18 protein-coding genes are annotated in these 19,431 nt (G+C 75.2%); 10 read left to right on the plus strand and 8 right to left on the minus strand.

Features of this window, described 5'->3' with window-relative positions:
* The coding region (locus tag MNZ39_RS24995; RefSeq protein ID WP_242339688.1) for a M48 family metalloprotease at window positions 1-726 on the minus strand (726 nt) is incomplete at its 3' end.
* Window positions 727-769: 43 nt separating this feature from the next.
* Window positions 770-1,348: a LemA family protein gene (locus MNZ39_RS14460; protein ID WP_242339690.1), complete on the minus strand. Its 579-nt coding sequence runs from the start codon at window positions 1,346-1,348 to the stop codon at window positions 770-772.
* 127 nt (window positions 1,349-1,475) lie between these two features.
* Between MNZ39_RS14460 and MNZ39_RS14465 the strand changes: the two genes are divergently transcribed.
* On the plus strand, window positions 1,476-2,180 hold the full coding sequence (locus tag MNZ39_RS14465; protein WP_242339692.1) for an SDR family oxidoreductase: 705 nt from the start codon (window positions 1,476-1,478) through the stop codon (window positions 2,178-2,180).
* Between the two features lie 674 nt (window positions 2,181-2,854).
* Window positions 2,855-4,183: an OFA family MFS transporter gene (locus MNZ39_RS14470; protein ID WP_242339694.1), complete on the plus strand. Its 1,329-nt coding sequence runs from the start codon at window positions 2,855-2,857 to the stop codon at window positions 4,181-4,183.
* Window positions 4,184-4,393: 210 nt separating this feature from the next.
* On the opposite strand, the gene MNZ39_RS14475 is transcribed toward MNZ39_RS14470, so the two are convergent.
* From MNZ39_RS14475 to MNZ39_RS14485, 3 genes are all read right to left on the minus strand, one after another.
* Window positions 4,394-6,022 carry a peptide chain release factor 3 gene (locus MNZ39_RS14475; protein WP_242339697.1) on the minus strand — a complete coding sequence of 543 codons (1,629 nt, stop codon included), beginning with the start codon at window positions 6,020-6,022 and terminating at the stop codon, window positions 4,394-4,396.
* Window positions 6,023-6,170: 148 nt separating this feature from the next.
* Window positions 6,171-7,448, minus strand: coding sequence for a nitrate/sulfonate/bicarbonate ABC transporter ATP-binding protein (locus tag MNZ39_RS14480; RefSeq protein WP_242339699.1), 1,278 nt, complete (start codon window positions 7,446-7,448; stop codon window positions 6,171-6,173).
* 8 nt (window positions 7,449-7,456) lie between these two features.
* Entirely contained in the window at window positions 7,457-9,190 is a 1,734-nt protein-coding gene (locus MNZ39_RS14485; RefSeq protein WP_242339701.1) for an ABC transporter permease subunit, read from the minus strand.
* A 144-nt stretch (window positions 9,191-9,334) separates the two neighbouring features.
* On the opposite strand from MNZ39_RS14485, the gene hemF reads away from it, so the two are divergent.
* A complete protein-coding gene (hemF, locus tag MNZ39_RS14490) occupies window positions 9,335-10,195 on the plus strand; it encodes an oxygen-dependent coproporphyrinogen oxidase (protein ID WP_242339735.1) in 861 nt (286 codons plus the stop codon).
* Between the two features lie 187 nt (window positions 10,196-10,382).
* Window positions 10,383-11,852 (plus strand): hypothetical protein, encoded by a 1,470-nt coding sequence (locus tag MNZ39_RS14495; RefSeq protein WP_242339703.1) that lies wholly within the window; start codon window positions 10,383-10,385, stop codon window positions 11,850-11,852.
* Between the two features lie 15 nt (window positions 11,853-11,867).
* Here MNZ39_RS14495 and arsN2 read toward each other — a convergent pair whose 3' ends face one another.
* On the minus strand, window positions 11,868-12,329 hold the full coding sequence (gene arsN2, locus MNZ39_RS14500; RefSeq protein WP_242339705.1) for an arsenic resistance N-acetyltransferase ArsN2: 462 nt from the start codon (window positions 12,327-12,329) through the stop codon (window positions 11,868-11,870).
* On the minus strand, window positions 12,326-12,751 hold the full coding sequence (locus MNZ39_RS14505) for a YbaN family protein (protein ID WP_242339707.1): 426 nt from the start codon (window positions 12,749-12,751) through the stop codon (window positions 12,326-12,328). Before MNZ39_RS14505 ends, arsN2 begins: the two co-directional genes overlap by 4 nt.
* Window positions 12,752-12,905: 154 nt before the next feature.
* Here MNZ39_RS14505 and pdxH point away from each other — a divergent pair, with 154 nt between their 5' ends.
* The 6 genes from pdxH to MNZ39_RS14535 all read left to right on the plus strand — a co-directional run bounded on the left by pdxH (window position 12,906) and on the right by MNZ39_RS14535 (window position 17,962).
* Window positions 12,906-13,490 (plus strand): pyridoxamine 5'-phosphate oxidase, encoded by a 585-nt coding sequence (pdxH, locus tag MNZ39_RS14510; protein WP_242339708.1) that lies wholly within the window; start codon window positions 12,906-12,908, stop codon window positions 13,488-13,490.
* A 14-nt stretch (window positions 13,491-13,504) separates the two neighbouring features.
* Entirely contained in the window at window positions 13,505-13,786 is a 282-nt protein-coding gene (locus tag MNZ39_RS14515) for a YciI-like protein (protein ID WP_242339710.1), read from the plus strand.
* A gap of 219 nt (window positions 13,787-14,005) precedes the next feature.
* Window positions 14,006-15,268 carry an ABC transporter substrate-binding protein gene (locus MNZ39_RS14520; RefSeq protein WP_242339712.1) on the plus strand — a complete coding sequence of 421 codons (1,263 nt, stop codon included), beginning with the start codon at window positions 14,006-14,008 and terminating at the stop codon, window positions 15,266-15,268.
* Window positions 15,265-16,140, plus strand: coding sequence for a carbohydrate ABC transporter permease (locus MNZ39_RS14525; RefSeq protein ID WP_242339714.1), 876 nt, complete (start codon window positions 15,265-15,267; stop codon window positions 16,138-16,140). Before MNZ39_RS14520 ends, MNZ39_RS14525 begins: the two co-directional genes overlap by 4 nt.
* Window positions 16,137-16,940: a carbohydrate ABC transporter permease gene (locus MNZ39_RS14530; RefSeq protein ID WP_242339717.1), complete on the plus strand. Its 804-nt coding sequence runs from the start codon at window positions 16,137-16,139 to the stop codon at window positions 16,938-16,940. Before MNZ39_RS14525 ends, MNZ39_RS14530 begins: the two co-directional genes overlap by 4 nt.
* Window positions 16,937-17,962, plus strand: a complete 1,026-nt coding sequence (locus tag MNZ39_RS14535; protein ID WP_242339719.1) for an ABC transporter ATP-binding protein — start codon at window positions 16,937-16,939, stop codon at window positions 17,960-17,962. Before MNZ39_RS14530 ends, MNZ39_RS14535 begins: the two co-directional genes overlap by 4 nt.
* A gap of 16 nt (window positions 17,963-17,978) precedes the next feature.
* On the opposite strand, the gene MNZ39_RS14540 is transcribed toward MNZ39_RS14535, so the two are convergent.
* The gene (locus MNZ39_RS14540) at window positions 17,979-19,334 is read right to left on the minus strand and encodes an anaerobic C4-dicarboxylate transporter (RefSeq protein ID WP_242339721.1); all 1,356 of its coding nucleotides are present in this window, start codon (window positions 19,332-19,334) and stop codon (window positions 17,979-17,981) included.
* Window positions 19,335-19,431 lie beyond the last annotated feature (97 nt).

Raw genomic sequence — 19,431 nt, forward strand, 5'->3', positions numbered from 1 at the left:
GATCGAGCCCGCCAGCCACACGAGGGCGCCGAACAGCGCGAGCCCGGCCGCGCCGCCCCGGCCGCGGCCGCGCCGCCCCTCGCCGCCGGCCCCGGCCCGCACGAGGGCGCGCCCGACGAGCGCGAGCGAGGTGAGGCCGCCGACGAGCGCGATGAGCTGCAGGTTGAGCCGGGTGTCGGCGTTCACGACGTGAGAGAGCTCGTGCGCGACGACGCCCTGCAGCTCGTCGCGCGTGAGCCCCTCGAGCGCGCCGCGCGTCACCGCGACGACCGCGTGATCCGGGGAGAACCCGGCCGCGAACGCGTTGAGGTTGCGCTCGAACGGGAGCACGTACAGCGCGGGGACCGGGACGCCCGCCGCGATCGCCATCTCCTCCACGACGTTCACGAGGCGCCGCTCCGCCGCGTCCTGGGTGTCGGGGTCCACGGGGAACCCGCCCAGCAGCTCGGCGACCGCACGGCCGCCGCCGCTCGCGAGCCGGACCGCGTGCACGAGGGCGCCGCCGGCCGTCACGAGCGTCACGATCCCGGCGACGCCGAGGAGGTCCCGCGTGCGGAGCGGGCCGGGGCCGAGGAGCCGCGGCTGGGCGCTGGCGACCCAGACCACGATCGCGTAGACGACCGCGATCGTGCTCGCCCAGGCGAGCGCGAAGAGCGCGACGAGGACCGCGGTGCGCCGCCTCGCCGACGCCTTCGCGGCGAAGAAGTCGAGCGTGGAGCGGGTCACGGGGCCGCCCGCCGCGCGCCGTCACCGGGAGCGCCGGCGGCGGTCACAGCGCGATCCGCACCGCCTCGCGCGCCTGCGGGGCGGAGATGTCGAGCGGCCTCGCCTCCGGGAACCCGCCCGCGACGAGCGTCCCGGGGAACGTCTCGCGCGCGTTGTTGTAGTCCATCACGGCGTCGTTGTAGGCCTGCCGCGCGAACGCCACGCGGTTCTCGCTCGAGGTGAGCTCCTCGACGAGGCGCCCCACCGACTCGCTCGCCTTCAGGTCGGGGTACGCCTCGGCGACGGCGAGCAGCCGGGACAGCGGCCCGGCCAGCGCGCCCTCGGCCTGGGCGAGCCGCTCCATGGAGGCGCCCTCCCCCGGGTGCGCGGCGGCGGCGCGCGCGGCGACCACCGCCTGGTTGCGCGCGGCGACCACCGCCTCGAGGGTGGAGCGCTCGTGGGCGAGGTAGGCGCGCGTCGCCTCGACCAGGTTCGGGATGAGGTCGTAGCGCCGCTGGAGCTGCACGTCGATCTGGCCGTACGCGTTGCGGAACGCGTTCCGCCGCGTGACGAGCCCGTTGTGGAGCACCACCCAGCCGACGGCGACCGCGGCGACGAGCGCGAGGACGACGAGTGCTGCCATGTTCCCTCCCTCCGCGCGATGCGGGCGCGGCGGGACGCAGCATGGCACGATCGGGGAGGTCGCGCACGAAGGCGCGCGTCCCCTGGGCGAGGGGAGGGAGGATCGCCCACACCGAGGAGGTCGCCGCATGCACACCGCCTTCGTCGCAGGCGCCACCGGCTACACCGGGCGTGAGGTCGTGCGCGCGCTGCGCGCCGCGGGCGTCCGCACGGTCGCGCACGTGCGGCCCGACTCGGCGAGCGCCGGCGCGTGGCGCGCGCGCTTCGCGGCGCTGGGCGCGGAGGTGGATTCCACGCCCTGGGCCGGACCGGCGATGGCGGCCACCCTCGCCCGCGTCCGGCCGACCCTCGTGTTCGCGCTGCTCGGGACCACGCGCCGCCGCGCGCGGGCCGCCGCGCGCCACGGCGTCACGGAGAGCTACGCCTCCGTGGACTACGGGCTCACCCGGCTCCTCCTCGACGCGGCCGTGGCGAGCGGCGCCCGGCCGCGCTTCGTATACCTGTCGTCCGCGCGGGTGCACGAGGGCACCCGCAGCGCGTACCTCTCGGCGCGCGCCCGGCTCGAGCGCGACCTGCGCGCGAGCGGCCTGCCCTTCGTCGTCGCGCGGCCGGCCTTCGTGACCGGACCGGATCGCGACGAGCCGCGCCCGCTCGAGCGCGCCGCCGCGCGCGTGTCCGACGCGGCGCTCTCCGTCGCCTCCCGGCTCGGCGCGCGCCGGCTCGCCGCGCGCTGGCGGTCCACGTCCGGCGCCGCGCTCGCCTCGGCGCTCGTGCGCCTCGCGCTCGACCCCGGCGCGGAGGGGCGCGTCGTGGAGGGCGACGGGCTCCGCTGAACGACAGTTCGTGATTCGCGATCACCTTCGGTGACGCCCCCTGCTCGCCGGGTCCCGTGCAACGCCGCGAGCGGCTTCGCCGCCTCCGCGGCGTCGCCCCGGCGGGGGGGGGGGGGGGGGGGGGGGGGGGGGGGGGGGGGGGGGGGGGGTGGGGGGGGGGGGGCCGCGCCCCCGGCGGGCGCGCTCCGCGCGCGTGTTCGGGGCGCGAGATCGGCCGTTTAGAGCGCGCGACCGGCACGCCGGTCCGCGCCGCGGCCGCCTCCGGCGCGACCCCGGACGCGCCCGCAGGGGCGTGACGAGCGGCCGCACGCGAGCCGAGTCGGCGTCACGCCGCCCTCCGGGGGAGCGACGAACGATTTGCGTCTTCGGAAGATTCTGCGTCTTCGGAAAACAATCTGCGCGTGTGGACGCACCATTGTGCGCGTCCAATGGGGCGCGACGAAACAACTGCGCGGCAAGCGATCCGGCATCTCTCTCCCGCGCCTTCGGGTCGCACCCGACGAGCCAATGTCGCCTTCGCCGTTCGCGCATATGGTGCACCTCACCGGTCGATATGCACCCCGCGCGATAGGTGACACACGCGCCGCCCCCGTGCTCTTTTCGCCACGCCTGCGGCCCCGAAAACATCGCGAGCCTGCGACAGCTCCGGCCCGGCCGCCTCTAGGAGATCAAACATGTCACGACGCGGATGGATCGTCGTCCTCGCCGGCACCGGCCTCAACCTCGCCCTCGGCATCCTCTACGCCTGGAGCGTCTTCTCGAAGCAGCTCGTCGAGTCCGTCGAGCGAGGCGGGTTCGGCTGGACGAAGACCGCCGCCACGCTGCCCTACACGGTCGCGATCGCGTGCTTCGCCCTGATGATGGTGCCGGCCGGCCGCCTTCAGGATCGGCTGGGGCCCCGCGTCGTCGCGTCCGCGGGCGGCGTGCTCACCGGCCTCGGCCTCATCGTCGCGAGCTTCGCCTCTGCCGAGACGACCTGGCCCGCGCTGCTCGGCTTCGGGCTCCTCGGCGGGACCGGCTTCGGCCTCGGCTACTCGGCGACGACGCCGGCCGCGGTGAAGTGGTTCCCGCCCGCGAAGAAGGGGCTCATCACCGGCATCGTGGTGGGCGGCTTCGGCCTGGCGCCGGTGTACATCGCGCCGCTCTCGAAGTACCTCATCGCCTCCTACGGCGTCGCCGGCGCGTTCCGCATCCTCGGCATCGCGTTCCTCGTGACGGCGACCGGCTTCGCGCAGCTCGTCGCGAACCCGCCCACCCCGCTCTCCCCCGCGAAGGCGGCGGCGAAGGCGGGCGTCGGCCCCGATCGCACGTGGCAGGAGATGGTGCGCACCCCCACGTTCTGGTCGCTCTGGATCCAGTACGCCTGCGCCGCCACCGCCGGTCTCATGATCATCGGCCACATGGCGAAGATCGTCTCCGTGCAGTCGCAGAACTCCATCAAGGTCGGGTTCGTGTTCGTCGCGCTGCTCGCCATCTTCAACGCGAGCGGCCGCATCGTGGCCGGCATCATCTCCGACTACATCGGCCGCGTGGTCACCATCGGCCTCGTCTGCGTGCTGCAGGCCGTGGCGATGATGTTCTTCGCGAGCTTCTCCACGATCGCGACCTTCATCCTCGGCTCGGCGGTGGTCGGCTTCAGCTACGGCGCGTGCCTCTCGCTCTTCCCCGCGACGGCGGCCGACAACTGGGGCACGAAGAACCTCGGCCTCAACTACGGCATCCTGTTCACGGCGTGGGGCGTGGGCGGCGTGCTCGGCCCGACGCTCGCCGGCAAGATCGCCGACCAGACCGGCTCGTACGCCGGCGCCTACGGCATGGCCGCGGTGCTGCTCCTCGTGGCGGTGGTGCTCGCCATGCTGAGCTACGTGAGCATCTCGGTGAGCATCCCGGAGAAGGAGGTCCGCATCCGCATCGGCCGCCGGGCGGCGAAGCGCGAGGAGGCCCCGGCCGTCTTCCCGCCGCAGGCGCGGGCTGTTGCCGGCGCGGACGCGCGCTCCATGTAGCTGCGGCGCACGATCCCGGGCCTGCGACGGGCGTCCTCGCTCCTCGCGCCTGCGGCGTACGGAAGCAGTACGCCTCGGCGCTCGTCGCTGTGGGTGCCCGTCTCGGCTCCAGTCTCGTGCGCCTCGCCACCGCGGGCGGGGCGGATTCACCGAAAGTAACCCGCCGCCCGCCCCGAGCTCCTCGAGGGGCGAGCGGCTCTTTCTCGTCCATCAGGCCGCGCGGACGACGACGCCGCTCGCGGTCTCCGCGAACCGCAGCTCCGGGTGGAGCCGCTCCGCCGTGCGGAGCGCCCACTCGCGGTCGAAGAGCACGACGGGCCGGTCCCGCACGTCCAGCACGAGGAGGCCCTCCACGCCGCTCGGGAAGTCCTCGACGTCGATGGCCTTCCCGTCGGCGCGGCTCACCCAGCGCGCGAGCTGGTAGGGCACCGCCTCGACGCGGACCTCGACGCCGTACTCCGACTCGAGGCGGTACTTCACCACCTCGAACTGCAGCTGCCCGAGCGCGCCCAGCACGAGGTCGCCGGCGCGGCCCGCGGGCGGCCGGTAGAGCTGCACCGTCCCCTCCTGGGCGAGCTGCTCGATGCCCCGCGCGAACTGCTTGCGGCGGAGCGGGTCCACGAGCGCGAGGCGCCGGAAGTGCTCGGGGGCGAAGCTCGGGATGCCCTCGAACATGAACCGGGAGCCGCCGGTCAGGGTGTCGCCGATCTCGAGCGCGCCGGTGTCGTGGATGCCGACCACGTCGCCGGGGTAGGACTCGTCGACGATGGTGCGATCGCGCGCCATGAACTGCGTCGGCGTCGCGAGCCGCACCTCCTTGCCCGAGCGCACGTTGTGGACCTTCATGCCCCGCGTGAGGCGGCCGGAGCAGATGCGCAGGAAGGCCACGCGATCCCGGTGGGCCTTGTCCATGTTCGCCTGGATCTTGAAGACGAACCCGCTGAACTCGTCCTGCGCCGGCGCGACGGGCCCCTGGTCGGACTCGCGCGGGCGCGGCGGCGGCATGAGCTCGATGAACGTGTCGAGGAACGCCTCGAGGCCGAAGTTGTTGACCGCGCTCCCGAAGAACATCGGCGAGAGCTCGCCCGCCTCGAAGCGCGCGCGATCGAAGTCGTCGCCCGCCGCCTCGAGCAGCTCGGCGTCCTCGCGGAGCCGGGCATAGCCCGCGTCGTCGAGGGCCTCCCGGACGGCGGGATCGTCGATGCCGCTGACCTCCACCGGCGGACGCTCGGCGCCCACGCCCGCGGAGGAGCCGGAGTGCGCCGGGTCGAAGAGGTACACCCGCCGCGCGACGCGGTGGTAGACGCCGGCGAAGGTGCCGCCGCGGAACACCGGCCAGGTGATCGGGTAGACGCCGATGCCGAGGACGCTCTCCACCTCGCCGATGAGCTCGAAGGGCTCACGGCCGGGCCGGTCCATCTTGTTCACGAAGGTGAAGATGGGGATGGCGCGCTGCCGGCAGACCCGGAACAGCTTGCGCGTCTGCGCCTCGACGCCCTTGGCCGAGTCGAGGAGCATCACCGCCCCGTCGACGGCGTGGAGCGTGCGATAGGTGTCCTCGCTGAAGTCGGCGTGGCCGGGGGTGTCGAGCAGGTTCATCTGCATCCCGCGATACGGGAACTGCAGGACGCTCGTGGTGATGGAGATGCCGCGCTCGCGCTCCATCTCCATCCAGTCGCTCACCGCGTTGGCGCGGCCGCGCTTCGCCTTCACCGCGCCCGCGAGCTGGATGACGCCGCCGTAGAGGAGGAGCTTCTCGGTGAGCGTCGTCTTGCCCGCGTCGGGGTGGGAGATGATCGCGAACGTGCGCCGGCGGGCGGTCTCGTGCTGGACGGTCATGGTCGGGGGCGCGCGACCGGGCGGCCAGCGCGCCGGCGGGTCGTAACAGCCCGCGCCGCGCGCCGTCAAGGCGCTGGCGCGGGCGGACCCCGGGGGCCCCCCGGCCGATCCCCGGGCGAGCGGCCATCCCGGATCCGCGCCGCGGCCCTCAGGGCGCGGTGAGCACCTGCGCCGCGGCGTCGTGGACGAAGAGGCCGCCGTAGCTCGCCCAGGACACGAACCGCTCGAACACCGCCTCGAAGTCCTCGCGCGGCGCGGCGACCGCGATGAGCTCGAGCACGAAGTCGCGCTCCACCCGGCCGCCGGGGCTCCGGGCGATGGCGTCCTGCACCTGCCGGAAGAGCCCGAGGCCCAGGAGGCGCTCGCGCCAGATCGCGCGCCGCTCCGCGTCGGGCGCCCGGACGAAGCGCTGGCCGAGCGGCGCGAGCACCACCGCCCGGCGGGGCGTGTCGACGAGATCGAGGAGCTCGGCGGCGTTGACCGCGTTGATGGTGCGGTCGAACCGGCTGTCGGTCTCGGCGGCGATGCGGAACACGTCCTCCCGCCCGCCGCGCGCGTCCAGGTACTCGACGAGGCCGATCACGTCGCCCGCGCTCGCGTCCGGGAGCGCCTCCACCGGCGCGCCCCCGGCGGGCACGTCCGGCATCTCCATCCCGGTGATGACGTCGTGCAGCCGGTCGACGAGCTGCGCGAGCCCCGGCGAGCGGTAGTCGCGCGGGCGCGGGAGCGGGTCGTCGATCACGGCGCGGACCCGGCCCGGGTTGGCGTCGAGCACGACGATCCGATCGGCCATGTACACGACCTCGGGGATGTCGTGGCTCACGAGCACGATCGCGCTCGGGCGCCGCTCCGCGGCCGCCCAGATGTCCAGGATCTCGGCGCGGAGCGCCTCGGCGGTGAGCGCGTCCACCTGGCTGAACGGCTCGTCCATGAACAGGAGCTCCGGCTCGAGCGAGAGCGCGCGGGCGGTGCCGACCCGCTGCTTCATCCCGCCGGAGAGCTCTCGCGGGTAGGCGTCCGCCACCTCGGCGAGGCCGACGAGCCGCAGCGCGCGCTCGGTCCGCGCTGGGACCTCGGCGGGCGGCGTCCCGGCGGCGCGGAGCACCTCCGAGACGTTCCGCGCCACGGTCATCCACGGGAAGAGCGCAGCGCCCTGGAACATGAACCCCACCGCCGGGTTCACGCCGCGGAGCGGCGCGCCGCGGAAGCGCACCTCGCCCCCGGTGGGCGCGAGGAGCCCGGCGAGGACCCGCAGGATCGTCGACTTCCCGCAGCCCGAAGGGCCGAGGAGCGCGAGCACCTCGCCCGCGCGGACCTCGAGGTCCACGTCCTCGAGCACGCGGCGCGGCGGTCCGTGCGGCTGCGGGAACTCGACGACGAGCCTCCTCAGCTCGCACAGCGGTCCGTTCGCGGCGTTCGCGGCCATGCCCTCCCCTACCTCTGGAGCGAGAAGCGCTCCTCGGCGACCCGGCCGAGCGGGCGCCACACGAGCCGGTTGAACACCACGACGGTGACCGCCATCACCGTCACCGCGGCCGCGAGATCCGCGAGCCTCGCCTCCGCGGCGGCCCGGCTGATCGCGGCGCCGAGCCCGGGCGCGACGAGGGTGTCCCTCCCGATCGCGACGTACTCCGAGACGATGCTCGCGTTCCAGGCGCCGCCCGCGGCGGTGACCCAGCCGGTGACGAGGTACGGGAACACCGCCGGCAGGTAGAGCGCGCGGAGCCGCTGCCAGCGCCCGAGCCGGTAGGCGCGCGAGGCCTCCTCGAGATCCGAGGGCACCGCCTGCGCTCCGGCGATCACGTTGAAGAGCACGTACCACTGGGTGGCGAGCGTCATGAGGAGGACGCTCGCGACGCCGAGGCCGACGCCCGCCGCGCGGAGCGCGAGGACCACCGCCGGGAAGAGCATCGGCGCCGGGAACGAGGCGACGACCTGGACCGCCGGCTGGAGCACGCGTGCGAGCCGCGGCGAGCGCCCGATCGCGATGCCCGCCGGCACCGCCCAGAGCGTCGCGAGCGCGACCGAGGCGAGCACGCGGCCGAGCGTGATCGCCGCCTCGCGGCCCACGCCGATCCAGGCGGACGCGCTCTCCGCCCGGAGGAGCTGGACGAGGCGCAGCCCGCCCACCGCGAGGACGCCGAGCAGGAGGAGGAACAGCGCCGGGGAGACGAGCGGCAGCGCCGCGGCGACCGCGCGCGGTGCGCGGCGGGGCGGGCGAGGAGGGCGTCGCCGGCGACGGAGGGCGGCGGCGAGCCGCGAGCGGCGCAGGAGGTCGTACACCCAGGAACGCGCCGGCAGGGCGGCGCCGCCCTCGTCCAGCCGGAAGCGCTCCGACCACGCGACGAGCGGCCGCCACACGAGCTGGTCGAGCAGGACGACGAGGAGCGCCATGGCGACGACGCTCGCGATCATGGCGCCGCCGTCCCCGCGCTGAACGGCGACGCTCATGTACGCGCCGATCCCGGGGAGGCGGAAGTCCCGGTCGCCGAGCACGAACGCCTCGCTCACCATGAGGAAGAACCAGCCGCCCGCCATGCTCATCATGCTGTTCCAGACGAGCCCGATGGCGGCCGCCGGCAGCTCGAGCGCGCGGAAGCGCCGCCACGCCGAGAAGCGCCCCCAGGCGGCGACCTCGGCGAGCTCCTTCGGCACGCTCCTCACCGCGCGGTAGAAGCTGAACGTCATGTTCCAGGCCTGGCCCGTGAAGATCATGAGGATCGCCGCGAGCTCGAGGCCCACGCGCGAGCGCGGGAACGCGGCGACGAGCGCGAGGACGAGCCCGGGCATGAAGCCGAGGACCGGGATGCTCTGGAGCACGTCGAGGAGCGGGACGAGGACGCGCTCCGCGCGGCGATCCTTCGCGGCCCAGTACCCGTAGCCGATGGAGAAGACGAGGGAGAGCGCATAGGCGGCGACGCCGCGGAGCAGGGAGTAGAGCGCGTAGCGCGGGAGCGCCGCGACGGAGAGGTCGATCTCGACGGCGGCGCGGAGCCCGCCACCGGCCAGGTGGCCGAGCCGCACGAGCCCGACCGCCGCGCCGGCGACGGCGAGGAGGAGCGCCGCCTCGATGGCGCGCGGCCGGTGCGAACGGTCGAGGAGCGCGCTCGCGGCGCCGAACACCCGGTTCACCCGATCCCGCATCCCCCGCCCCGCGCTCCCTTTCACGGACGCGCCTCGCGACATCAAGGCACGAGACGGTGCGTGCGTCCCCGCCCCCGCCGGGAGGTGGCACCGCGCGGGTCCGCGCGGCATCTCGTCGCCGTGCCCACGCCCGCCCCGCCCGAAGCGCTCGACCGCCTCTACGCCGACATGGTCGCGTTCACGCGTGCCACCCAGGACGCCCTCTGCCGCGAGCTCGAGCGCGTGGACGGCGCGGCGCGCTTTCGCGAGGACGCGTGGGCGCGGCCGGGCGGCGGCGGCGGGATCTCCCGCGTGCTCCAGGACGGCGCCGTCTTCGAGAAGGCGGGGGTGAGCTTCTCGGACGTGCACGGCGCGCTCTCCCCCGACTTCGCCCGCAGGGTGGGAGGCGAGGGCGTCGCGTTCGCCGCGACCGGGCTGTCCGTCGTCATCCACCCGCAGAGCCCGATGGTGCCGACCGCGCACATGAACGTGCGGATGATCCGCCGCGGGGAGGCAGGCTGGTTCGGCGGGGGGGCGGACCTCACGCCCTACTACCTGTTCGACGAGGACTGCGTCCACTTCCACCGCGTGATGCGCGAGGCCTGCGAGCGGCACGCGGCGGGGAGCCACGCGCGGCTCAAGCGCGCCGCGGACGCCTACTTCCACCTGCGCCACCGCGGGGAGCACCGCGGCGTGGGCGGGATCTTCTTCGAGGACACGGGGGGCCCGCTCGAGCGGGACCTCGCCTTCGCGAAGGACGTCGCGTCCGACTTCCTGGCGGCCTACGTGCCCATCGTCGAGCGGCGCCGCGCGGAGCCGTACGGCGAGGAGGAGCGGCGCTGGCAGGAGATCCGCCGCGGACGCTACGTGGAGTTCAACCTCGTGCTCGACCGCGGGACGGTGTTCGGGCTCGAGACCGGCGGGCGCACCGAGTCGATCCTGATGTCGCTGCCGCCGCGCGTCCGCTGGGTGTACGGCCACGAGCCCGCCCCGGGCAGCCGCGAGGCGGCGCTCCTCGAGGTGCTCCGCACGCCGCGCGACTGGGTCTGACCCGGAGGCGCGAAGATCGAGGGCCGCTGTGAGGGACGGTGCGCAGCGGTGGTCCCGCTTCGCCCACGATATCCCGACGCGCCGCGGCGGCGCGGACGTCACGCCGGTCGCGGACTTGCCCAGCGAGGCGGCTTCCCCGTAGCGTGGGCTCGCCCGGCCGCCCGGCCGGCGCCCCGGAGATCCCCGCATGACGCGCCGCTCGCTGTCGCTCCTCGCCCTGGCCCTGGCCGTCGCGCTCGCGTGCGCCGCGCACGAGAAGTCCGGCGACCGCGCCGCCGCGCTCGGCGACTGGAAGACCGCCGAGCGCGAGTACGCGGCGGCGGTGCGCAAGGATCCGTCCAAGAAGGAGCTGCAGGACAAGTACCGGCAGGCGCGCGCGGCCGCGCTGGAGGACGCGACGAGGCGGGCGCAGGCGTGCGTCGCGGCGCGCGACTGGGAGTGCGCGTTCTCCGAGTCCGACTACGCGCTCGCGCTGGAGCCGACGAGCGCGGCGCTCGCGACCCTGCGGCGCGACTCCGGCCGAGAGGTGGGCTACCTCCGGCTCCGGCGCGCGCAGGAGTCGGCGAGCGGGCGCGACTGGGCCACGGCGCTGCAGCTCTTGGAAGGCGCGCGCGCGGCGACCGACGACCCGGGCGTCGCGGCGGAGGCCCGGCGGGTGGAGCCGGGCGTGGTGCGTGGCGCGGTCGACGCGGCGGAGCGCCACCGCGCGGCCCGTCAGTTCCCCGAGGCCATCGAGCTCCTCACGCGCGCGGCGCGGGTCGACGCGAGCGTCACCCCCCGGCTCGACGCGGTCCGCGCCGAGCACGAGCGCTGGAAGGACGCGGAGTCCGAGCGGTACGCGGCCGAGGGCGACGCGCTCCTCGCGAAGCGTCGCTTCGCGGAGGCGAAGGCGAGCTACGACGCCGCCCTGAAGCTGCGCCCGAACGGCCGCGCCCAGCCCCGCGCGCGCTGCGCCGGGCTCCTCGCCCAGGGCGACGAGGCGCTCCGGCGGCGCGACTTCTCCGGCGCCGAGCGGGCGTTCGCCGAGGCGGCGGCGCTCGAGGCCGACGGCGGCATCGCCCTCGCCGAGCTCGACCGCGTCAAGGTGCGCCCCTACGCGGTGCGGCTCCGGTCCGTCCTCGTCCGCCCCACGCGGCCGGACGGCTGGCCCTGGGCGGGCAGCCGCAGCCTCGAGCTCGACCGGGCGCTGACGCGCCTCGCGAAGCACACGGAGGGTAGCGCCCAGTCGCCGACGGGCGTGGCGCTCGACCTCGCGCGCCGCATCCCGCACGCCAACCAGCCGAACCTCGTCGTGACCCTCGCGCTGCCCGACGGCCGCGCCTTCCAGAGCGCGCCGCGGCGCGGCGTCTACGCGCTCCTCGAGGGCAGCGTCGTCGTCGCGGCGAACGCGTACGACGAACGGACGATCTCGCTGCGGGTGGTGACCGACGAGGGCGGCGGCCGGATGACCGACGTCGGCCTCGTCGCGTTCCGGCTGGCGGACCTCGTGGCGAACGGCGAGGTGGCGCTCTCGGGCGGCTCGGTGACGGAGCTGCGCCTCGAGGCGGACGTCGCCGACAGGCCGGACGGGACGTTCACGGGGCTCACGCAGATCGGCGGACCGGCGACGCCCGCCGCCCAGCCCGTCCCCGCCCCGCCGCCTGCGCCCCACCGCTAGAAGGCGGTCCGGCGGTCAGCCGAGGCGCCGGATCATGCAGACCGCGCTCGCCGGGCAGAGCGCGTCGAACTCCGGGCTCGCCCGGACCTCCGCCGGGACCGCGCTCCTCTCGATGCGCGCGTAGCCGGCGCGGGCGAACAGCCCCTCGGCGGTGGTGGTGAGCAGGTACACGGTCCGGGCGCCGAGCTTGCGCGCCCGCTCGAGCGCGCGCGCGTGCAGCGCCACGCCGAGGCCCTCTCCCCGACGCGACGGTACGACCGCGAGGGAGCGGAGGAGGACGTCGTCCCCGTAGCGCTCGAGCGCGACGCAACCCACGAGCGCGCCGCCCGGCGCACGCGCCACGAGGAAGACCTGGTTCGAGGCGCCAACGTCCGCCTCGGGGAGGTTCGCCTGCGCGAGGAGCGCGCGGAGCTGAGGAAGATCCGCCGCCTCTGCCTCCTCGAAGCGCACGTCCATGTTCTCCTCCACGCCGTTCATCGAGTGGGACCTCGCGCGGCCCGACTCGGGATCCGCGCGACGAAGACGAGGCCCGCGAGCATCACCGCCGCCATCGCGGCGAGCGCGTACCCGGGGACGCTCAGGGCGAACGTGGCGTACACGAGGCTCGCGGCCATCGAGCCCGCCGCGACGAGCTTCACCCAGAGCGGGAGGGCCCGCTCCCGCTGCCAGCGCTGCAGGGGAGGCCCGAACACGCGGTGGTGGTAGAGCCAGCGGTGAAACCGCTCCGAGCTCGACGAGAACGCCCACAGCGCCACGAGCATGAAGGGCGTGGTCGGGACGAGCGGGAGCACCGCTCCGACGACCCCCAGGACGAAGCAGGTCCAGCCGAGGACGAGCAGGAGCCAGCGGCGATGGGGGCCCGGGCGAGCGGTCGCGCGGTCGAGGGAGGAGGCGGGCACGGCCGTCTAATTGGCGGAGGATGGGCGCAGGCGCAAGGGGATGCGGCGTAAGGGGATCGGGGTCGGGGGCGGGTCGAGGTCGCACCCGGGTCGAGGTCGAGGTCGCGGTCCTCCACCCGTCGCGCTCGCCCGCGCCCGGTTATGCTCCCGCGCGATGCCCGATCCGCTCGACCCCATCGCCCGCTTCCACGCGGCCCTCGCCCGGGCCGCAGGCGCCTCGAGCGCCGACCCCACCGCGGCGGCCCTCGCCACCGCCGACGCGAGCGGGAGGCCTTCGGTCCGGATCGTCCTCGTGAAGGAGGTCGGCGCGGAGGGGTTCGCGTTCTTCACGAACCGGGAGAGCCGCAAGGGGCGAGAGCTCGCGGTCAATCCGCGCGCGGCGCTCTGCTTCCACTGGCCGGCCATCGGCGAGCAGGTGCGCGCCGAGGGGGAGGTGGCGCTCCTCGACGACGCCGCCTCGGACGCCTACTTCGCCACGCGCCCGCGGGCGAGCCAGCTCGGCGCGTGGGCCTCCCGTCAGAGCCAGCCGCTCGCGTCGCGCGCGGTCCTCGAGGAGGCGGCCCGGGCCGCCGAGGCGCGCTTCGCCGGCGCCGACGTCCCGCGTCCGCCGTTCTGGGGGGGCTACCTGCTGCGACCCGATCGGATCGAGTTCTGGGTCAGCGCCGACGGCCGGCTCCACCACAGGACCCTGTTCACGCGCTACGACCGAGGCTGGACGACGTCGCTCCTCAACCCCTGACACCGGAGGTGCCCATGCCGCTCTACGCGCTCGTCTACGACACCATCCCCGACTACCTCGCGCGGCGCGCGCCCCACCGCCCGGAGCACCTCGCGCTCGCGGAGCAGGCGCACCGCGAGGGCAAGCTCGTCCTCGCGGGTGCGTTCGATCCGCCCGAGGGCGCGCTGCTCGTGTTCCGGGGCGACGGCCCCGAGAGCGCGGAGGCGTTCGCGCGGGCCGACCCCTACGTCCGGAACGGGCTCGTCACCTCGTGGCGCGTCCGCGAGTGGAAGGTGGTCGTCGGCGCGCTCGGGTGACCGCGGTCCCGACTCGGCCCCCAGGGCTCGCGGCGAGCGCCCCGCCCTGCCCCCGCTGGAGCGCGCGTCCCGGCCCGCGCCCTCGAGCCTCGCGGGCTTCGCTCTCGAGATCGCGGTGCGGAGCGGGATCCTGGTCCGGGGGCGTGCACCGACCCCCCGACCCGGGCCGCACCCGCGGGATGCTCCGCCCGAAGCGCCCACCCCCGTTACGCTCCCCGCGTGAGGCCGTCTCCCCGCGCCCTCGTCCCGGTCCTCCTCTGCGCCGCCCTGGCCGCGGGGTGCCGGTCGCACGAGGGGGACGCCCGCGGGGCGCAGCGCCTCGTCCTGCGCTACCAGCCGCTCGGCCCCGACCCGGCTCCGTTCCGCGCGCTCGTCGCGGCCTTCGAGCGCGAGAGCGGCGTGGAGGTCGAGCTGCAGGCCCTCCCCAACGCGGCCGATCTGGCCCACCAGCTCCTCGTCACCTCGCTCGGCGCGGGCGGCGAGGACGTGGACGTGCTCGTCCTCGACGTGGTCTGGGTGGCCGAGCTCGCGCGGGCCGGGTGGCTCGCCGATCTCTCCGACGCGTTCCCGCCCGCGCGCGTGCGGGAGGAGTTCCTCGCCGGTCCTGCGGGCGCCGTCGTCCAGGGCGGCCGGACGTACGCGGTGCCGTGGTACGTGGACGTGGGGCTCCTCTACTACCGCACCGACCTCGTCCCGGAGCCGCCCCGCACCTACGCCGCCCTCGCGGCCGCGATCCGCGCCGCGCAGGCGGAGGCGCCCGGGATCGCGGGCTACCTGTGGCAGGGACGGCAGTACGAGGGGCTCTCCTGCAACTTCTTCGAGGCGCTGTGGGGGTACGGCGGCACGGCGCTCGACGGCGAGCGGCTGCGGCTCGACTCGCCCGCCGCGCGCGAGGCGCTGGATCACCTGCGCGGGCTCGTCGCGGACGGGCTCTCCCCGAGGTCGGTGGTGACCGCCGCGGAGGAGGACGCGCGGCGGGCCTTCCAGGAGGGCCGCGCCGTGTTCATGCGCAACTGGCCCTACGCGTGGCCGCTCCTGCAGGATCCCGCCTCGCCGGTCCGCGGACGGGTCGGGGTCGCGTCCCTCCCGGGCGCGGAGGGGCCCGCCCCCGGCGCCCTCGGGGGCTGGCAGCTCGGGATCTCCTCGCGCGCGCCGGCGGCGCGCCGCGCCGCGGCGGCCCGGCTCGTCGCGCACCTCACCTCGCCCGACGCGAACGCCGTCCTCGCCATCGCCTACGGCCGGAACCCCGCGCGGCGCGCCTCGTACGAGGATCCGCGCATCCGCGCGGCGGCGCCGTTCATCGCCGCGCTGCTCCCGCGCGTCGAGGCCGCGCGCGCGCGCCCGGTCACGCCCTACTACATGCTCGCCGGCGACGCGCTGCAGGGGGAGCTCTCCGCGGCGGTCTCGGGGTTGCGCTCGCCCGCGGAGGCGCTCGCCCGCGCGCAGGCGCAGGCGGACGCCATCGCCGGGGTGGCGCGGTGAGCGCGCGCGGGGAGCGGCGCGTGGGCGCGGCGCTCGTGGCGCCCGCGGGGGCGGCGCTCGCGCTCGTCGCGCTCGGGCCGCTCCTCGCCACGGCCTGGCTCTCCCTCCGGCACCGCGTCCCGGTGCTCGGCGAGGACCACTTCGTCGGGCTCTCGAACTACCGCGCGCTCGCGCACGACGCGCGCTTCCTCGGCGCGCTCGCCAACACCGCGTACTTCACCGCGGTCGCGGTCGGCCTCGAGCTCCTGCTCGCGCTTCCGCTGGCGCTCGCGCTCCACCACGCGGGGCGGGGCCGCGGCGCGCTCCGCGCGGCGGTGCTCGTCCCGTGGATCCTCCCCACGGTCGTCGCGGCGAAGCTCTGGGCGCTCCTCCTCCAGCCGGACCTGGGGCTCCTCGCCAGGCTCTGGCCCGACGGCGCGGGGGCGGTGCTCACGCGGCCGCGCCTCGCGCTGCACGCCGCGATCTTCGTTGACGTCTGGAAGACGACCCCCTTCGTCGCGCTCCTCCTGCTCGCCGGCCTCCAGGCGATCCCGGAGGATCTCGCCCGCGCGGCGCGGGTGGACGGCGCGTCCGCGCTCCGCGTCTTCCGCTCGATCACGCTGCCGCTCCTGCGCCCCGCGCTCCTGCTCGCCCTGCTGTTCCGCAGCCTCGACGCCTTCCGCGTGTTCGACGTCGTCTTCGTCCTCACCGAGGGCGGGCCCGGCCACACGACCGAGCCGCTCTCGCTCTACGCGTACCGGACGCTCCTCCGCGCGGGCAGCTTCGGGCTCGGCGCGGCGATCTCGCTCGTCACGTTCCTGGGCGTGGTGGCGATCGGCCTCGCGTGGCTCTCCGCCCTCGGCGAGCGGAGCCCGGGGGAGGCGCCGCCATGAGCCCGCGCTCCGCGTGGACGATCGCCCTCCCCTACCTCGCGTTCTTCCTCCTGCCGCTCGGCTGGCTCGCGCTCACCTCCTTCTGGCCCGACGCGGAGCTCGCGCGGCCGCTCCCCTCGCACCTCACCCTCGAGAACCACGCCGCCGCGCTCTCCGGCGGCGGCCTCGCGCGCGCGGTCCTGAACTCGCTCCTCGTGAGCGGCGCCACCGCGGCGCTCGCCCTCGCGCTCGCCGCCCCGGCGGCGTTCGCCGTCGCGCGGCTCGGCGTGCGCGGCGGCCGGGCGCTCCTGGGCGGCGCGCTCGCCATCTCCATGTTCCCGCCCATCGCCACGGCGGCGCCGCTCTACACCGCGCTCCGGGCGGCGCGGCTCCTCGACACGCTCCCCGGGCTCGTCGCCCCGTACACGAGCTTCTCCGTGCCCCTCGCGCTGTGGCTCCTCACGGGGACCTTCCGCGCCCTGCCAGTCGAGCTCTACCGCGCCGCGCGCGTGGACGGGTGCACGCCGCTCGGCGCGTTCCGGCGGGTGCTCCTCCCGCTCGCCGCGCCAGGGCTCGCCACGGCGGGGCTCCTCGTCTTCGTGTTCGCCTGGAACGAGCTCCTCTACGCCGTGACGTTCCTCACCTCCCCCTCGCGCCGCACCGTGCCGGTCGCGCTCGCGCTCTTCGGCGGGGAGTTCCGCGATCCCTTCGTCGTCCTCGCGGCGGCGTCCACGCTCGCCACGGCGCCGGTCGTGGCCATCGCGGTCCTGTTCCAGCGGCGGGTGGTGGCGGGGCTCACGGCCGGCGCGGTGAAGGGGTGAGCGTGGCCGCGCGCCTCGAGCTCGAGTCGCTCGCGAAGTCCTACGGCGCCGTCCCGGCGCTGCGCGGCGTGAGCCTCTCCGTGGGGGACGGGGAGCTCGTCGCGGTGGTCGGTCCCTCGGGCTGCGGAAAGTCCACCCTCCTGTCGCTCGTCGCCGGCCTGGAGGCGCCGGACGCCGGCGTCGTCCGGATCGACGGGCGCGTGGTCAACGACCTCTCCCCGCGCGAGCGCGACGTCGCGATGGTCTTCCAGAGCTACGCGCTCTACCCGCACATGACGGTGCGCCGGAACCTCGCCTTCCCGCTCGCGGTGGCCGGCCGCCCGCGCCGCGAGATCGCGGCGCGCGTGGAGGAGGTCGCGGCGCTGCTCGGCCTCGCGCCGCTGCTCGACCGCCGCCCCGGCGCGCTCTCCGGCGGGCAGCGGCAGCGCGTCGCGCTCGGCCGGGCGCTCGTCCGCCGCCCGAAGGTCTTCCTGCTCGACGAGCCGCTCTCGAACCTCGACGCCGCCCTGCGCCTCGGCGTCCGCGCCGAGCTGAAGAAGCTGCACGAGCGGCTCGGCGCGACGTTCGTGTACGTCACGCACGACCAGGCCGAGGCGATGACGCTCGCCGACCGCATCGCGGTGCTCCGAGACGGCGCGCTCGAGCAGCTCGGGACGCCGCGCGAGATCTACGGCGCGCCCGCGACGGCCTTCGTGGCGCGCTTCGTCGGGACGCCGCCCGTGAACCTCGTCGCGCCGGAGGTGCTCGGGCTCCCGGCCGGCCCGGCCGACGTGGCGCTCCGGCCCGAGGACCTGCGGGTCTCTCGAGACGCCGCGGCGGGCGGCCTCGAGGCGCAGGTCTGGCTCGTCGAGCCGATGGGCTCCGAGACGTGGGTGACGGTGGAGCGCGCCGGCGCGCGGCTCGTCGCGCGCTGCGACGCCGGGTTCGAGGCCGCCCCCGGCGCGCCGGTGCGGCTCGCGTTCGACCCGCGGCGGGTGCACCGGTTCGACCGGGCGACCGGACGGCGCGTGGAGACCGGGTGACGGGGCGCACGGAGCACTAGAACGCGATCTTCGAGAGCCCGTACGAGACGAACGTCGAGACCGACACGCCGATGAGGCCCGGCATCATGAAGCTGTGGTTGAGCAGGTACTTCCCGATGCGCGTGGTCCCGGTCCGGTCCATGTTCATGGCGGCGATGTCGCTCGGGTAGAACGCGAAGAAGAAGTACGCGTAGCTCGCGGGCAGCAGGCCGAGCATCAGCGTCGCCGGCAGCTTCAGCGCCATGCCGAACGGGATCATCACCGTGAGCGTCGCGGCCTGGCTCTTCACGAACGCGGACACGCAGAACATCGCGAGCGCGAAGGTCCACGGCGCGAACTGGACCATGTCGCCGATCTTCGAGACGAGGAGCGACTTGTTCGCCGAGACGAACGTGTCGCTCATCCACGCGATGCCGAAGATCGACACGACGGCGACCATGCCCGCGGTGAACACGGAGGACTTCGCGATGTCCGCTGCCTTCACGTTCGTCGCGAACAGGATGATCGCGCCGAAGGCGAGCATGACGACCTGCACGATCGTCGTCATGGGGACGGGCTTTCCGCCCACGAGCGGGACGATCTGCGGCAGCGCGAGCCCGGCGCTCGCGGCGGTGTCGCGCAGCGCGAGCAGCACGATGAACAGCACGCCGCCGAAGAAGAGCGCGACCGAGAGCTTCGCGGTCCTGGGCAGCTCCTTCCCGAGCGTCGTCACGGAGACGTCGAGGGACTCCCTGAACGCGGGGCTGTCGAGCTTCGCGAGGAACTCCGGGTCCTGGTAGAGGTCCTTCCCGCGGTTGAGACTCCAGAGCGACGCAGCGATCACCCCGACGATGCCGGCCGGGATGGTGATCTTGAGGATGTCGTAGATGGTGACCGGCGTGCCCATCTTCGCCGAGTAGCCGAGGAACGTGGTCACCGCCGCCGCGACGGGGCTCGCGGTGATGCCCATCTGGGCGGCGACGCTGGAGACGGCCATGGGGCGCTCGGGCCGGGTCTTCGTGCGCACCGCCACGTCGGAGATGACGGGCAGGAGCGCGTAGACGGCGTGCCCGGTCCCGACGCACATGGTGAGAACGAACGTGCAGAGCGGCGCGAGCAGGGTCACGTACTTCGGGTGGGCGCGCAGGAGCCGCTCGGCCATCTGGACGAGGTAGTCCAGGCCGCCCGCGACCTGCAGCGTCGCCGACGCGGTCACGACGGCGAGGATGATGAGCATCACCGCGACGGGCGGCTCGGAAGGCGCCGCCCGGAACAGGAACACGAGCACGGCCACGCCGAGGCCGCCGATCATCCCGAGCGCGACGCCACCCTTGCGGATGCCGAGCAGGATGGCGCCGAGCACGAGCGCGAACTGGATCCAGAAGATCGTCATGGGGTCTCCCTCGGGCCGGCTCTCGCGCCGGCCCGAGGGAAGCGAGAGCACGCGCGGTGCCGGACGGCCGCCGCGCGCAACCGCCCGAAACGCCGGG

The sequence above is a fragment of the Anaeromyxobacter sp. SG66 genome, assembly GCF_022690805.1.
GTDB classification, from domain to species: Bacteria; Myxococcota; Myxococcia; order Myxococcales; family Anaeromyxobacteraceae; genus Anaeromyxobacter; species Anaeromyxobacter soli.

Coding starts and splice junctions, on each gene's coding strand:
- MNZ39_RS14515 (WP_242339710.1), top strand. CDS start 13,505: ATGCCGCTCTACGCGCTCGTCTACGACACCATCCCCGACTACCTCGCG.
- MNZ39_RS14460 (WP_242339690.1), bottom strand. CDS start 1,348: ATGGCAGCACTCGTCGTCCTCGCGCTCGTCGCCGCGGTCGCCGTCGGC.
- MNZ39_RS14530 (WP_242339717.1), top strand. CDS start 16,137: ATGAGCCCGCGCTCCGCGTGGACGATCGCCCTCCCCTACCTCGCGTTC.
- hemF (WP_242339735.1), top strand. CDS start 9,335: ATGGTCGCGTTCACGCGTGCCACCCAGGACGCCCTCTGCCGCGAGCTC.
- MNZ39_RS14480 (WP_242339699.1), bottom strand. CDS start 7,448: ATGGCCGCGAACGCCGCGAACGGACCGCTGTGCGAGCTGAGGAGGCTC.
- pdxH (WP_242339708.1), top strand. CDS start 12,906: ATGCCCGATCCGCTCGACCCCATCGCCCGCTTCCACGCGGCCCTCGCC.
- arsN2 (WP_242339705.1), bottom strand. CDS start 12,329: ATGAACGGCGTGGAGGAGAACATGGACGTGCGCTTCGAGGAGGCAGAG.
- MNZ39_RS14475 (WP_242339697.1), bottom strand. CDS start 6,022: ATGACCGTCCAGCACGAGACCGCCCGCCGGCGCACGTTCGCGATCATC.
- MNZ39_RS14470 (WP_242339694.1), top strand. CDS start 2,855: ATGTCACGACGCGGATGGATCGTCGTCCTCGCCGGCACCGGCCTCAAC.
- MNZ39_RS14540 (WP_242339721.1), bottom strand. CDS start 19,334: ATGACGATCTTCTGGATCCAGTTCGCGCTCGTGCTCGGCGCCATCCTG.
- MNZ39_RS14495 (WP_242339703.1), top strand. CDS start 10,383: ATGACGCGCCGCTCGCTGTCGCTCCTCGCCCTGGCCCTGGCCGTCGCG.
- MNZ39_RS14465 (WP_242339692.1), top strand. CDS start 1,476: ATGCACACCGCCTTCGTCGCAGGCGCCACCGGCTACACCGGGCGTGAG.